This is a genomic window from Streptococcus sp. VT 162 (genome assembly GCA_000688775.2).
Taxonomy (GTDB): Bacteria; Bacillota; Bacilli; order Lactobacillales; family Streptococcaceae; genus Streptococcus.
In genome coordinates, this window is sequence record CP007628.2 from 1255380 (window position 1) to 1269449 (window position 14070).

Consider the following 14070-nt stretch of genomic DNA (forward strand, 5'->3'; position numbering starts at 1 on the left):
TATAATAAATCATAATTAAAGGAGAGTATCATGTCTAACTATCGTAGAACTTCAAAACCAAAAACAGAACACATCAAAAAGGGATTTACTGTCTTTCAAAAAACGATTGCTACCATCGGTAGTATCCTTGGTCTCATCACCGCTACTATCACCATCATGAACGCCATGGATAATAACAAAAACAACAAAAAAGAACCGACGACAACCCAAACAACTGTTGTCAAAGAAATTCAAAAGGAATCCCCTCAGGAAAATACTACACCTAACAGGGACAACACTTCTACTAAAGAAAATACCACGCAAGAAGAAACTTCTCAATCCAATAAAAAAGAGGAGAAAAAAGAAGATCAGAAAACAACAACTCAGGACTCTTCTACACCAGCTACAAATAAAGAAACAAGCGATAATGGAACACAGTCAAATACGACGAGTTCTGAAACTAAAACGAATCAGTAATCAAAAAAATAGCTTCTTTCCAAACTTGGAAAGAAGCTATTTTTTTATTGTTGCAATACTTTTCGTGGTTTGGTTCCTTCAGCTGGACCGATAACACCTGCCATTTCGAGTTCTTCCATCAGGCGGGTCGCACGATTAAATCCAACTGACAAACGACGCTGAATCATCGAAGCACTAGCTTTCTGGGTTTCGATAACCAAAGCCTTGGCTTCTTCAAAAAGCGGATCGCCACCAGCTTCACCATCAGAAAAATCTCCTTCATTTTCAGGAACATCTCCTGGGTCAAAGCTTTCATCGTAGTCCGCATCTGCCTGAGCCTTGATGAAGTTTACGATACGTTCAACATCATCATCCGAGATAAAGGAGCCTTGCAGACGGACTGGATGATTTTCATCAATTGGTTTAAAGAGCATATCTCCTCGACCAAGCAGTTTTTCTGCTCCATTCTCATCCAAGATGGTTCGTGAATCTGTACCTGATGAAACTGCAAAAGCCACACGAGATGGGACATTGGCTTTAATGAGACCAGAGATGACATCAACCGATGGGCGCTGTGTTGCGAGAATCATGTGAATCCCTGCAGCACGCGCCTTCTGTCCGAGACGAATGATGGCATCTTCTACTTCCTTGCTAGCCACCATCATGAGGTCTGCCAACTCATCCACAATGACAACAATCAAAGGAAGCGGTACTTGTTTGTACTCAGATTGGCTATTAAATTCCTCGACCTTGGCATTGTAGCCAGCGATATTTCGCACACCAACCTTAGCGAAGAGTTCGTAACGGTTTTCCATCTCATCCACAACCTTTTGCAGAGCCTTGCTGGCCTTGCGTGGATTGGTCACAACTGGAATCAAGAGGTGAGGAATGTCATTGTAAACAGATAACTCAACCATCTTTGGATCCACCATCATAAACTTGACCTGGTCGGGTCTTGCTTTCATCAGAATGCTCGCGATAATACCGTTAACTGCGACTGACTTCCCTGATCCCGTCGAACCTGCAACCAGTAGGTGGGGCATCTTGGAAAGGTCAAAGGTGCGAGCCGTTCCATTGACCGCCTTCCCTAGAGGAATTTCGAGGAGATTTTCTGGTTTAGTCTGAGACTGTTCCCAGAGTTCACGGAAGGAAACAGTCGCAATCTCAGAGTTAGGAACCTCAATTCCGACTAAGGATTTACCAGGGATTGGAGCCTCTATCCGAACATCCTTAGCTGCTAGAGCTAGCGCTAAGTCGTCTGCCAGATTGGAAATACGGTTAACCCGTACACCAACTGCTGGCTTGACTTCATACTTGGTAACTGATGGCCCAATTTCAGCCCGTTCCACCGTCACCTTGATACCAAAGCTGGCAAAGGTTTCTTCTAGGATTTTGATATTTTCTCGAACAATCTTCTTTTCCTTGGACTGATCTTTGGGTTTATCTGGCGCAAAGAGTTGCAAGCTTGGCAGTTTGTATTCAAGGGCTTCTTTGGCAGAAAAATCAACCTGCACCTCTTCATCCTCAAAGTCTTCTTCCACATCTGGAACTTCAAGGTCAGCTTGAGGAAGGATAATCTCTGGTTCAATCCATTCTTCCTCAGGAATTGGGTGGAAATCGTAGTCTGGTACCTCTGATAAGATTTCTCCCGTTTCAGGATCTACAGGAGGAAGCGGCAGCGCATCCTGCTCTTCTAGTTCTCTCTGAATTCTTGCTGCTTCTTCAGCTTCTTGACGAGTCTTCTCTTCTTCTCTCTTGATGAAGCGTTCCTGTTTTCTCTGTTCCTGTTTTGCCATGAAGGATCTGAACTGAGCGCCAATAAAGGCTGCAACATCGTAAATAGACCAAGGACTAACTAAGAGTGCCCCAACTAGAATCAAAAGAACTCCAATAAAGTACGACCCGATATTGGAGAAAAGAAAGGCTATGGGGATATAAAGTCCGACACCAAGCAGGCCTCCACCAGCGAAGCTAGTCACCCGCATACCAGTCAGGTCCGTCATAACTTGAGACAAGGTCCCTTTTAGAACTGCCTGCTCCAAGCCAAATTTCCAGACAAGGTAAGCCTCAAAAATTAAGAGTAAGCCAGCGAAGATACAGAGAAAGCCTGACAGAAGTCCCTCCTGCTTGCGGATCCATTTAAAAAGAAAAAGATAGATGAGGAGGCCACCTATGGCCACATAGGCCAAACTTCCAACCAACAGTCGAATGAGATTATAAAGGGTGATACCCGCCGCACCGAGCTTGAGGGCTGCAATAATCAACAATAAGGCAATCCCTAAGGAAATCAACATCCTCTGAATAGCTTGTTTTCTTTCGAGTTCTGCTTTAGACGGTCTCCGTCTTGTTTTACTAGTATTCTTATTTGCCATTCTTCTATTATACCATATTTCACAGCCATTTCGAATAGAGAAAAAGATTGTACTAAATGGTAACAATCTTTCTACTCTAATCCATTTTATGCTTGTGGCTTGCGAAGGTAACCAAAGAGGATTCCACTGACTACCGCTCCAATCAATACATATACCAAGTAAAGAATTGGATTGTTTGTCAAAGCGATAACGAAGATTCCTCCGTGAGGAGCCATGAGTTTAAGACCAGATAAACCTACAAGTGCACCTGTTAGTGCAGAACCTACGATAAAGCTTGGGATAGCGCGAGCTGGATCAGCAGCACCAAATGGAATCGCTCCTTCTGTGATGAAGGAAAGCCCCATGACAATGTTTGTAATTCCAGAGTCACGCTCTTCTTGCGTAAATTTGTTCTTGTAAAGAATAGTTGCTACAAATACTGCTAAAGGAGGAACCATACCAGCAGCCATAACCGCTGCCATAACAGTTGAACCACCACTTGTCAATGAATCAGCTAAAGAAAGCGTACCTACAGTATAGGCGGCTTTATTGACTGGTCCGCCCATATCAACAGCCATCATACCTCCAACCAAGAGACCGAGAAAGACTGCTGAGGTGCCTTCCAAGCTCGTAAGGAAGTTATTAAGAGATGTATTAATAGCTGACATTGGAATATTAACCGCCAACATAGCAAATCCTGTAAGAGCAACACCTAGCAAAGGAAGAAGAAGGATTGACTTCACTCCTTCAAGTGAACGAGGAACCTTAATATATTTTTTTAGCAAGAGCACGATACCACCAGCTAAGAAACCACCTACTAGAGCTCCGAGGAATCCAGATGATACTTGAGAGTTAGCCAGAGATTGCAAGATTTCTTGAACTTCTTTTGGAGTTTTATCCGCAAGATCTTTATATATAGGGATATTTCCATATGCAATACCTGCTTTAGCAATTGCACCTGCCACAAAACCAGCCACCAATCCTGGTTTTTCAGCAATAGAGTAAGCAATATAAGCGGCTAATACAGGAACCATGAAACCGAAGGCTGCTCCGCCAATCTGATTGAATAGAGCGGACAAACCATTATAACTCCCCAAGTGACTCAATTGGTCTTTAGGAACTCCTTGGTCGAGCAAGAATGAGATGGCAATCATAATCCCGCCACCAATAACGAATGGCAACATTTGAGAAACACCACTCATTAGGTGTTTATAGAAAGCAGCACCAAGGCTTAGCTTCTCATTGTTTTCTTCTACTGCTCCACCATTAGCGGCCTTGTAAACTTCAGCATTCCCTGAAAGAGCCAGATTGATAAGTTCTTCCGTCTTACGAATACCATCTGCAACGGGTCGTTTAATTAACGGTTTGCCGTCAAAACGATTCATCTCAACTGCCTTGTCTGCTGCGATAATCACGGCTTTAGCCTTGCGGATATCTTCTGCTGTCAATTTGTTGCCAACACCGCTAGCACCGTTGGTTTCAACCTTGATGCCAACACCCATTTCAGCAGCCACTTTTTGAAGGGCTTCTTGGGCCATGTAAGTATGGGCAATACCTGTTGTACAAGCCGTAACAGCAACGATAAAGTCAGCAGATTCATTTACAGGTGCTTGAACAGGTTCCTCAGCTTTTTCTGAAGCTTGGTCAAAGAGTTCAATGACTTGGTCAGCAGATGTTACTTGACGAAGTTTGTCAGCGAAACCGTCTTTCATCAAGTATTGAGACAATTCTGCCAAGGCTGCTAAGTGAGTATCATTGGCACCTTCTGGAGCCGCAATCATGAAGAAGAGATCAGTTGGTTGCCCATCCAAACTCTCATAGTCAACACCCTTGTTTGACTTAGCAAAAAGAACTGTCGCTTCTTTTACAGCAGAGTTCTTGCTGTGTGGCATAGCAATTCCGTCACCCAAACCAGTGGAAGTGAGAGCTTCACGCGCCATAATTCCTTCTTTAAAGGTTTCAAAATCTGTCACATAACCGTGATCTACCAAGCTTTTAATCATCTCTTCAATGACAGCATTTTTTTCAGTTGCCTGCAAATCCAGCAACATAACATCTTTTCTCAATAAGTCTTGAATTTTCATCGTTTTTCTACCTCAACTTTTTCATATGTTTCTTTAATAAATTCCACTGTTGCCAAGTCATCCGAGAAGGTCGTTGCTGTTCCACAAGCTACTCCCCATTTGAAGGCTTCTACTGCGTCTTTTGATTTGACAAATTCACCTGTAAACCCAGCAACCATTGAGTCGCCAGCTCCGACAGAGTTTTTCACTGTTCCCTTGATGGGTTTAGCGAAGTAAGCTCCCTCAGATGTGACAAGAAGGGCCCCGTCCCCAGCCATAGAGATAATGACGTTTTGAGCACCTTTAGCCAGTAACTCTCGCGCGTAGTTCTCGATTTCATCTAAACTTTCGAGTTTCACTCCAAAGATAGCTCCAAGTTCGTGATTATTTGGTTTAACCAAAAGTGGCTGGTAGTCCAAACTATCAATCAAGGTCTGTCCTTCAAAGTCACAAACCACTTGCGCACCAGTCTGGCGTGTCAAGGCAATCAAATCTTTGTAGATAACATTACCTAGATTCTTAGCACTTGAACCTGCAAACACCACCGTATCTTCTGCAGTCAAACTAGACAAAATAGCTTTCAACTCTTCTAGCTGAGCCGGTTCCACATTTGGACCAGTCCCGTTGATTTCTGTTTCTTGGTCTGCTTTAATCTTGACATTGATGCGAGTATCTTCTGCTACTTGGACAAAACGAGTTTCGATTTCTTCCTCTGAAAGGGTATCTGTGATAAATTTACCAGTAAATCCTCCGATAAATCCAGTCGCTGTATTGGGAATACCCAAGCGTTTCAAGACACGACTGACATTGATTCCTTTCCCACCAGCAAACTTATCATCACTATCCATACGATTGACACTACCAACTTTTACTTTATCCAAGCGCACGATATAGTCAATGGATGGATTGAGTGTGACTGTATAAATCATACTTCTATTACCTCCGTTTTCTTCTTAATAGCCTGCAAGAGCTCATGCCCTTGACTTGTGACGACAATAGCGCGTTTGAGAGGTGCTACCTTGGCAAAGCAAGTTTGTCCAATCTTAGACGAATCGACTAAGACATAGGTTTGTTTGGCATTCTCTAAAATAGCACGCTTAACGGCTCCCTCCTCCATATCAGGAGTCGTATAATAACCATCGTCTACACCATTCATCCCAATAAAGGCACGGTCAAAGTGCAATTGATTGATTTGGTTAAGAGCAACACCACCGATACATGCATCTGTTGCCATTTTGACACTTCCTCCAACCATGACAGTTGGAATCTGTTTTTCAACCAACTGAACCGCATGGTGAATGGAGTTGGTCACAACTGTGATATTCTTATTAACCAATTCCTTGATTAAAAAAGCAGTTGTCGTTCCAGCATCGATAAAAATAACATCTTTTTCCTTAATAAGAGAGGCTGCTTTCTGAGCCAGTAGCTTCTTCTCTTGAAGGTTTTTGACAGATTTTTCTTGAATGGTTTCTTCTTCCTGCAAGGAGTGGGGCAATTCTGCTCCACCATGCACCCGGCGAAGCTTATTTTCTGCTTCCAACTCATCCAAATCCCTTCGAACCGTTGATTCTGATGTTTCTAATAGACTAACCAATTTTTCTAAGGAAACTACATGATGTTGATTTAACTCCTCTAAAATCAGTTGCTTCCGCTCAGTTTTTAACACCAAATCACCTCCTGTTATCGTTTACACTATTCATTCTAGCACAATTTCTGGCAAAGTCAAGCAATTTTTATCATTTTCTTTCAAATTCTATCATTTTTCTTATTTCCAAAATTTTTATTGCAAGATAAGTGGCTTTATGGTAGACTATTTGAGTAAGTATTGGAAGATTACTCAAGAGGCTTAAGAGGCCGTGTTGGAAACGCGGTAGGCGTGTAACAGCGTGCGTGGGTTCGAATCCCATGTCTTCCGTAGAAAAAAGAAAAACTGCACCTCAATGCAGTTTTTTTATCGTTCTAAGAACAATATCTAGAAATGAAAGGCTGAGTTACTCTAACTATCACATCACATTTTTCTGTATCCTTCCCTATCCTAATTCATAAAAAAACAAGTAGTCTTAATAGACTACTTGTTTTTTTATGAATTAGGATTAGATATTGCTTTTATCTTTTTTATCTGAAGATTTGTCTGTTGATTTATCAGTAGATTTGTCTGTTGATTTGCTCTTAGATTTTGTAGAGTTCTTACGATCAACCTTATCATATCCCTCAGTAGTATCCATTAACTCAGTTGATAAAGTACGATAATCTTCTTGAGAAATCAGCCAGTTTCCATCCTTATCCTTGGTTAGTTTGATTTCTGTATCAAAATCTCCAGTAGTAAGAGGTGTAAGAGCAGCTTCAGCATCTACATCACTGTAGGTAGCAAAATCTTTTCTGAAGAGGTGTTCGTAAATCCAATATGTCACCAATGTTTGGTAACGCTTGATGTCGACGTTTGAACCAGCTTGGTTGTACTTACCTAAGTTATCGATACCACCAATAAGAATTGTTAGAACTTCTCGAATTGATGAAGTCAACCCTTTAGAATGCAACTTCTTAGAGTTAAAAGTAACAGTCGCAGTATTGCCTGATTCATCAACCTTCACATCTTTAACAGTGTAAGAACCGATATCTTGGAATAACTTGCGTTTCATCTTCAAGAAACCTGAAATGGTTTCTTCTGGAGTTTCTACAGGGAAATCTTTGTGCCATTGTACTGAGTAGGTAGATGCAGGTGAAAGACCTTCTTCTTTGATTTTTTCACTTGTTTGCACTGCAAAAATGGCCTCAGTCCATTTTTCATAGGTTTCGCCATAAATCTTCTTAAATCGACTAGAGTCGCTAGTGAGAACTGAGTCTAAGAGAATTTCAGCATCTTTTGTAACTTTTTCCTTAACTTCTTCTGCTTCATCTTTCTTCTCAACTTGTTCCGTATTCTCCTTGTTATCAGAAGATGCTTCAGATGACTGATTAGAAAATACAGAACATGCACCCAAGACAACTGTTGAAAGTGCTAAGATACTTAGTAACTTGATCTTTTTCATGTTTCACCTCATTATGAAAATTTACTCTTGGAGACCACCTCCAAGGATAGTTGCTTAGAAAAACACTGGGTTTATCTAACGGAGAATGGGGGATTCGAACCCCCGCGCCAGTTACCCGACCTAACGATTTAGCAAACCGTCCTCTTCAGCTTTAGCAAACCGTCCTCTTCAGCCTCTTGAGTAATTCTCCACTAACACACTAGAATAAATAGGATACTACAAAGGATACAATTTGGAAAAAATCTACTGTATACCTGTTCATAATGGAGCCGGTGGGAGTCGAACCCACGTCCAAACACCTGCTAACATATTTGTCTACAACCATAGGTTATGTATTGTTTTAACAGTCCCTCGACACATAACTCAAGCCTAGGAACTGCGAGTCTATTAATCTCTTATCAAACCACTAGACAAGGCTTGATCGTATCTCGCTAATCATAAGACCTGTTATTGAACACGAGCAATCCAAATCAGGTCACGCCTGCTGGTTTTTAGGCAGCTAGAGCGTAAGAAGTGTTATTTTTTGCAGTTATATTTAACTGAGCGTTTACGTCGCTACACGGGTTGCAAAATATGCCTCATAATGCCTGTCGAATCCGTAACGACCCCAGGATGTTAGAACTATTATAACCTATCTTCAAAAAAAATGCAAAATCAAGCCGTTTCTTTAGAAAAGAACCCCTTTTAAGGCTTCTGATAAGGCTTGATAACCGGCTACACTTAGATGGAGGCCATCCGTTGTATAGGCTGATTGAAGTTGCCCTTCTGAATCTGTCAAACTATCATAAATCGGCACAAAATCTACCTGCATATAGGCGGATGCTAGAGCCTCATAGGCTTGATTCCATTCTCTAATCTTTTCATTGGTTCGGATATAAACAGTCTGCTTGTATTTCTCTCCCTCATTGACTGGCAAAATGGAAAGGAGCTTTATTTGTGACAGCGGATAATCTCGGGCAATCGATTGGATTACACGCTCAAGATTATCCAAAGCATCATTCATGGGAATATCTTTTCCAATATCATTTGTCCCTATTAGGAGAACAATTTGATCCACAGCATCACCATACAGATGGGAATCAAGATTGTCTAGTAGAAACCCCGTCTGGTAACCTCGGATGCCTCGATTAACAATCGTCTTGGCAGTCCCAAACAACTCTTGAAGAGGGTAATATTCCACTATCGAATCACCAATAAAGATGATATCTGGCTCTAGAACAGATACTTGATTCAATTCACGATACTTGGTTTGAATCTTTGCCTGCTCCTTTAAGAGCCAATTCTCTAATAACTGTACTGCCACCCTATCCCTCTTTCTCTAACCAATTCTCTAGAACTTGATACACACCCGCCTTGCTGTTGGCTGGTGCTAGGGCAGTCGCAACTGCCTTGACATTATCATCTGCATTTTCCATCGCATAGGCAATTCCAGCCAGCTCTAACATTTCGACATCGTTTTCACTATCACCAAAGGCCATGATTTGTTCCGATTTCAAATTCCAGCGCTTGAGTAATTCTTCTAATCCCCAGGCCTTGTGAACACCAGCCTGTAGGATATCAATACAACCATAACCGCTGGAAACAGCTCTTACGCGTCCATTAAATAGGTCATTAATTTCCTGCAAAACAGAACTAGAGCGTTCTTTACCAACAACCATGCTCATCTTTAACACTCCACCGAAGAGGGCAGCTTGCAAGTCTTCCACAAAATTCATTCGTTGATAGAATTTTTCGATCATCTCTGGTGTCATAAATTTTTCTAGGTCTGTAAAAACAGTCCCTTTCTTGACAAAACCACCCTTCATACCTGTTACGACAAACTGATCTCGGCACTCTCTCCCTTTAAAATGAAATAAAGCCTTGTCAACCATAGCATCATCCCAGGTCTGCGCTTGAATCAGTCTATTGTTTTCAAAAATACGCGCCCCATTGGCAACGACTAGAACTACTCTACTCGCCAAGTGCTCCAGTAATTGCCTCATACGGTGAACTTCATTCCCCGTTGCAATGACAAAACGGATATCCCTTTGATCCAGCTGATCTAAAATCTTTTCCAAGCGGGGCAAATCTAGCTGCCCCCTCTGGTCTAACAAGGTTCCATCCATGTCTGTTGCAATTAATTTAATCGTCATCATATCTCCTTTAGGGTGAGCACCTACCACTTCAACCCTACATGTTCATTCATTTCTTTATAGGCCGTGTCAATTCGTTCTTTGGTCGCCTCGTCCAACTTGTCACGGTGACTGCCTCCCTCAATGAAGTCCTCTAGGATATAGGTCTGATAGAGGAAGAGCGGATAGCCTTCTGGAGAGTAAGTTCCTTTGGGTGTTCGATTGACCCAAGTAGGATGCGCTTTGGCAGTTTCAATCCTAGTCTTGCCATCTTTTTTCTTAATGGTCACATCCATGAGAACACCGCGCTCCGTCCACTTGGCATTTTCCTCATCTTGCATGGTTTCAATGCGCTGGTTTGAGAGGAAATTTCCCATGGAATAGATAATCAGTTTTTTGTCACCATCTTTTTCAACTGTTTCAGCGGGTTCAACGACGTGAGGATGCCCTCCAAAGATAATATCAGCTCCCCAGTCAATCATCTTATGGTACAGTGTTTTCTGTTCTTCCGTTGGTTCTAGCTGGTACTCAATTCCCATCTGAGGCATGATGACAGTAATATCCGCCTCCTTCTCAGCACGCTCGATTTCTGCCTTCATCTTATCTTCATTCAAATCAGAAAGATAGCGATTATAGTCCTCTTGAGAGATATACTGCTCAATGCCATTAAAACCGTAGGAATAGGCCAGGAGAGCTACCTTGATACCATTGACTTCCTTGATGACTATAGGGGCTTGGTCACGGGATTCATGTGTGTAGACACCGATGGGTGTCATTCCAGCCTTTTCAATAGCTTGAGCCGTTGAAACCACTCCCTCAATTTGAGAATCCAAAATATGATTATGAGCCAAATCTAGAACTTGGTAACCTGCATCCTTGATCGCATCCATGACTTCTCCTGGTGCATTAAAGAGAGGATAACCTGCCAAATAGTGGTCCTTGTTCACTGTTCCTTCAAAGTCACCAATTACCAAATCCGCTTGCTTGAGCCAGGGTTTTACATACTCAAAATTTTCATGGAAATCATAGGTTCCATCTTCTTTAAGAGCTGTTCGGTAGATAGGGATATGGTAGAGAAGGTCGCCATTTGCCATGATACGCGCCGTCGTTTCGCCAGACTGATTTTCCTTGGATTGACCAGATGTACTAGCAGAATCAAGAGTTTGACTACTAGGACTCGTTCCCTTACTACCTTGTACTGCTCGAACTAATAAGTTTCCCCCCATGGATAAGGCAACTGCAAGCAATAACACAATAATAAACTGGGCATTGGTCCAGGATTTATAATTCCGAAAGAAATCAACACTAGTTCTCCACACCCCATAAAGAGAGTCATGAGACCGTCTATCTTGTCGCTTTTCCATCTTTATTCCCCCCTTGCTTTTACTGCAAGTTTTTTCTTTTATTATACCACAGACAAAAGAGGAATACCGTTTATTATATTATTTTTTAGGAACTTCTGCGACTTTCTTTCTCGCCTATTTTGTGTTATCATGTAGAGGTAATGAAAGGAGAGAAAATGTCTGCAATAGAACGTATTACAAAAGCTGCTCACTTAATTGATATGAACGATATTATCCGCGAGGGGAATCCTACTCTTCGCGCAGTTGCTGAGGAGGTTACTTTTCCACTGTCTGACCAGGAAATCATCCTTGGTGAAAAGATGATGCAATTCCTCAAACATTCCCAAGATCCTGTTATGGCTGAAAAGATGGGGCTCCGCGGTGGTGTTGGACTTGCTGCTCCCCAACTCGATATCTCAAAACGCGTTATTGCTGTTTTAGTGCCCAATATTGTGGAAGAAGGTGAAACTCCACAGGAAGCCTACGACCTGCAAGCTGTTATGTACAATCCAAAAATCGTCTCTCACTCTGTTCAAGATGCTGCTCTTGGCGAAGGAGAAGGTTGCCTATCTGTTGACCGTAACGTGCCAGGCTATGTTGTTCGTCATGCTCGTGTCACTGTTGATTATTTTGACAAGGACGGCGAAAAACACCGTATCAAGCTCAAAGGCTACAACTCTATCGTTGTCCAACACGAAATTGATCATCTAAACGGAATCATGTTTTACGATCGTATCAATGAAAAAGACCCATTTGCTGTCAAAGATGGACTCCTCATCCTCGAATAAAGAAAATCCCGTTGCAAGACGGGGTTTTGTGTTATAATAGAGGCATGAAAACAAATGATATTGTCTATGGCGTCCACGCCGTTACCGAAGCCCTCCTGGCAAATACTGGAAACAAACTCTACCTCCAAGAAGATCTTCGAGGTAAGAATGTTGAGAAAGTCAAGGAACTGGCTACAGAAAAGAAGGTCTCCATTTCTTGGACTTCAAAAAAATCCCTCTCTGAAATGACCGAAGGCGCTGTTCACCAAGGTTTTGTTCTACGAGTGTCCGAATTTGCCTATAGCGAGTTGGAACACATCCTTGCAAAAACACGTCAAGAGGAAAATCCACTTCTGTTGATTCTGGATGGTCTAACTGACCCCCATAATCTAGGTTCTATCTTAAGGACTGCTGATGCGACCAATGTTTCAGGCGTCATCATTCCCAAGCACCGTGCTGTCGGTGTAACTCCTGTCGTTGCCAAAACAGCCACAGGTGCTATTGAACACGTACCGATTGCGCGAGTGACCAACCTCAGTCAAACCCTAGACAAACTCAAGGATGAGGGATTCTGGACCTTTGGAACGGATATGAACGGTACTCCTTGCCACAAGTGGAATACAAAAGGGAAAATTGCCCTCATCATCGGAAATGAAGGAAAAGGCATCTCCAGCAACATCAAAAAACAGGTTGATGAAATGATTACCATTCCGATGAATGGGCATGTTCAAAGCCTTAATGCCAGTGTCGCTGCAGCCATTCTCATGTACGAAGTTTTCCGAAACAGACTATAAAAAAGTTTCCAGTCATCTGATTGGAAACTTTTTTATGATTATACTCAATGAAAATCAAAGAGCAAACTAGGAAGATAGCTGTAGACAGCTCAAAGCACTGCTTTGAGGTTGTGGATAGAACTGACGAAGTCAGTACCCATACCTACGGCAAGGTGAAGCTGACGTGGTTTGAAGAGGGCAAGGTGAAGCTGACGTGGTTTGAAGAGATTTTCGAAGTGTATTAACTATGTTCTGTAATAAATTTGTATGCTTCTTGACCAGCGATAGCACCATCTCCAACTGCTGTTGTCACTTGGCGAAGGTCTTTATGGCGAACATCCCCAACCGCAAAGATACCGTCAACAGCCGTCTTCATGTGATTATCTGTCACAATCCAGCCTGCCTGATCTTGAATATTCAAATCTTTAGCAAAATCACTAACAGGGTCCAAACCGACATAAATAAAGACACCTCCGAAGGCTTGCTCTGTTACTTGACCTGTTTTCACATTTTCAAATACGACAGATTCTACTCGATTTTCACCTTTAATTTCCTTAACTACAGAGTCCCAGATAAAGTTGACTTTTTCATTTGCAAAGGCACGGTCTTGCAAAACCTTTTGGGCACGAAGTTCATCGCGACGGTGAACAATAGTGACAGTCTTGGCAAAGCGTGTCAAGAAGAGGGCTTCTTCTACCGCTGAATCTCCACCACCGACTACGAGCAAGTCTTGGTCACGGAAGAAAGCTCCATCACAGACTGCACAATAAGAAACACCGCGACTGTTCAGTTCTTCTTCTCCGGGAACCCCTAAGAGACGGTGTTTTGACCCAGTTGCCACGATGACAGTACGGGTTTCGTAAACTTGATCATCAGTGATTACCTTCTTATAGTCACCCTTGTCTTCAATATTTTCAACATAGCCATAAAGATGCTCCACTCCAAGGTTTTCAAGTGGTTCAAACATCTTTTCAGCCAATTCAGGTCCACTGATGTTGGCATAACCTGGATAGTTTTCAATATCAGATGTGTTGTTCATTTGCCCGCCTGGCAGACCACCTTCAATCAAAGCCACTTTCAGATTGCTGCGAGCGGCATATAAGGCAGCGGTCATTCCCGCAGGTCCAGCACCGACAATAATCGTATCGTACATTTCGATTCCTTCTTTCTTGTTGTAACTATCTTTATTCTAACTCAT

Annotated in this window: 13 protein-coding genes and 2 tRNA genes; 5 read left to right on the top strand and 10 right to left on the bottom strand. The window is 42.3% G+C overall.

What is annotated here, in order from left to right:
- The first annotated feature begins 30 nt into the window (after window positions 1-30).
- Window positions 31-456 (top strand): hypothetical protein, encoded by a 426-nt coding sequence (locus V470_06325; protein ID AHZ48035.1) that lies wholly within the window; start codon window positions 31-33, stop codon window positions 454-456.
- Window positions 457-500: 44 nt separating this feature from the next.
- Here V470_06325 and V470_06330 read toward each other — a convergent pair whose 3' ends face one another.
- The 4 genes from V470_06330 to V470_06345 all read right to left on the bottom strand — a co-directional run bounded on the left by V470_06330 (window position 501) and on the right by V470_06345 (window position 6515).
- On the bottom strand, window positions 501-2807 hold the full coding sequence (locus V470_06330; protein AHZ48036.1) for a cell division protein FtsK: 2307 nt from the start codon (window positions 2805-2807) through the stop codon (window positions 501-503).
- Between the two features lie 86 nt (window positions 2808-2893).
- A complete protein-coding gene (locus tag V470_06335; GenBank protein ID AHZ48037.1) occupies window positions 2894-4870 on the bottom strand; it encodes a PTS fructose transporter subunit IIC in 1977 nt (658 codons plus the stop codon).
- On the bottom strand, window positions 4867-5778 hold the full coding sequence (locus V470_06340) for a phosphofructokinase (protein AHZ48038.1): 912 nt from the start codon (window positions 5776-5778) through the stop codon (window positions 4867-4869). Before V470_06340 ends, V470_06335 begins: the two co-directional genes overlap by 4 nt.
- Window positions 5775-6515, bottom strand: coding sequence for a DeoR faimly transcriptional regulator (locus tag V470_06345; protein ID AHZ48039.1), 741 nt, complete (start codon window positions 6513-6515; stop codon window positions 5775-5777). The genes V470_06340 and V470_06345 overlap by 4 nt, the downstream gene beginning before the upstream one ends.
- Before the next feature lie 161 nt (window positions 6516-6676).
- On the opposite strand from V470_06345, the gene V470_06350 reads away from it, so the two are divergent.
- Window positions 6677-6764 (top strand) — tRNA-Ser (locus V470_06350).
- Window positions 6765-6942: 178 nt separating this feature from the next.
- On the opposite strand, the gene V470_06355 is transcribed toward V470_06350, so the two are convergent.
- The 5 genes from V470_06355 to V470_06370 all read right to left on the bottom strand — a co-directional run bounded on the left by V470_06355 (window position 6943) and on the right by V470_06370 (window position 11353).
- Window positions 6943-7878, bottom strand: a complete 936-nt coding sequence (locus tag V470_06355; GenBank protein ID AHZ48040.1) for a hypothetical protein — start codon at window positions 7876-7878, stop codon at window positions 6943-6945.
- Between the two features lie 79 nt (window positions 7879-7957).
- A tRNA-Ser gene (locus V470_10690) sits at window positions 7958-8043 on the bottom strand.
- A gap of 502 nt (window positions 8044-8545) precedes the next feature.
- The gene (locus V470_06360) at window positions 8546-9181 is read right to left on the bottom strand and encodes a 1-alkyl-2-acetylglycerophosphocholine esterase (GenBank protein AHZ48041.1); all 636 of its coding nucleotides are present in this window, start codon (window positions 9179-9181) and stop codon (window positions 8546-8548) included.
- 1 nt (window position 9182) lies between these two features.
- Window positions 9183-10010, bottom strand: coding sequence for a haloacid dehalogenase (locus V470_06365; protein ID AHZ48042.1), 828 nt, complete (start codon window positions 10008-10010; stop codon window positions 9183-9185).
- A gap of 23 nt (window positions 10011-10033) precedes the next feature.
- Window positions 10034-11353 carry a metallophosphatase gene (locus V470_06370; GenBank protein ID AHZ48043.1) on the bottom strand — a complete coding sequence of 440 codons (1320 nt, stop codon included), beginning with the start codon at window positions 11351-11353 and terminating at the stop codon, window positions 10034-10036.
- A gap of 155 nt (window positions 11354-11508) precedes the next feature.
- Between V470_06370 and V470_06375 the strand changes: the two genes are divergently transcribed.
- From V470_06375 to V470_06385, 3 genes are read left to right on the top strand one after another with little or no spacing between them, the layout of a single operon-like run.
- Window positions 11509-12120, top strand: a complete 612-nt coding sequence (locus V470_06375) for a peptide deformylase (GenBank protein AHZ48044.1) — start codon at window positions 11509-11511, stop codon at window positions 12118-12120.
- Window positions 12121-12164: 44 nt separating this feature from the next.
- Entirely contained in the window at window positions 12165-12893 is a 729-nt protein-coding gene (locus V470_06380) for an rRNA methyltransferase (protein AHZ48045.1), read from the top strand.
- A gap of 47 nt (window positions 12894-12940) precedes the next feature.
- Window positions 12941-13117 carry a chlorohydrolase gene (locus V470_06385; GenBank protein ID AHZ48046.2) on the top strand — a complete coding sequence of 59 codons (177 nt, stop codon included), beginning with the start codon at window positions 12941-12943 and terminating at the stop codon, window positions 13115-13117.
- Here the strand turns inward: V470_06385 and V470_06390 are convergent.
- Window positions 13114-14025: a thioredoxin reductase gene (locus V470_06390; protein AHZ48047.1), complete on the bottom strand. Its 912-nt coding sequence runs from the start codon at window positions 14023-14025 to the stop codon at window positions 13114-13116. The genes V470_06385 and V470_06390 overlap by 4 nt on opposite strands.
- Window positions 14026-14070 lie beyond the last annotated feature (45 nt).

Excerpts from the sequence above, each read along its gene's own strand:
- V470_06330 (AHZ48036.1), bottom strand. The coding sequence starts at position 2,807 with ATGGCAAATAAGAATACTAGTAAAACAAGACGGAGACCGTCTAAAGCA.
- V470_06390 (AHZ48047.1), bottom strand. The coding sequence starts at position 14,025 with ATGTACGATACGATTATTGTCGGTGCTGGACCTGCGGGAATGACCGCT.
- V470_06340 (AHZ48038.1), bottom strand. The coding sequence starts at position 5,778 with ATGATTTATACAGTCACACTCAATCCATCCATTGACTATATCGTGCGC.
- V470_06365 (AHZ48042.1), bottom strand. The coding sequence starts at position 10,010 with ATGACGATTAAATTAATTGCAACAGACATGGATGGAACCTTGTTAGAC.
- V470_06335 (AHZ48037.1), bottom strand. The coding sequence starts at position 4,870 with ATGAAAATTCAAGACTTATTGAGAAAAGATGTTATGTTGCTGGATTTG.
- V470_06355 (AHZ48040.1), bottom strand. The coding sequence starts at position 7,878 with ATGAAAAAGATCAAGTTACTAAGTATCTTAGCACTTTCAACAGTTGTC.
- V470_06370 (AHZ48043.1), bottom strand. The coding sequence starts at position 11,353 with ATGGAAAAGCGACAAGATAGACGGTCTCATGACTCTCTTTATGGGGTG.
- V470_06325 (AHZ48035.1), top strand. The coding sequence starts at position 31 with ATGTCTAACTATCGTAGAACTTCAAAACCAAAAACAGAACACATCAAA.
- V470_06380 (AHZ48045.1), top strand. The coding sequence starts at position 12,165 with ATGAAAACAAATGATATTGTCTATGGCGTCCACGCCGTTACCGAAGCC.
- V470_06385 (AHZ48046.2), top strand. The coding sequence starts at position 12,941 with ATGAAAATCAAAGAGCAAACTAGGAAGATAGCTGTAGACAGCTCAAAG.
- V470_06375 (AHZ48044.1), top strand. The coding sequence starts at position 11,509 with ATGTCTGCAATAGAACGTATTACAAAAGCTGCTCACTTAATTGATATG.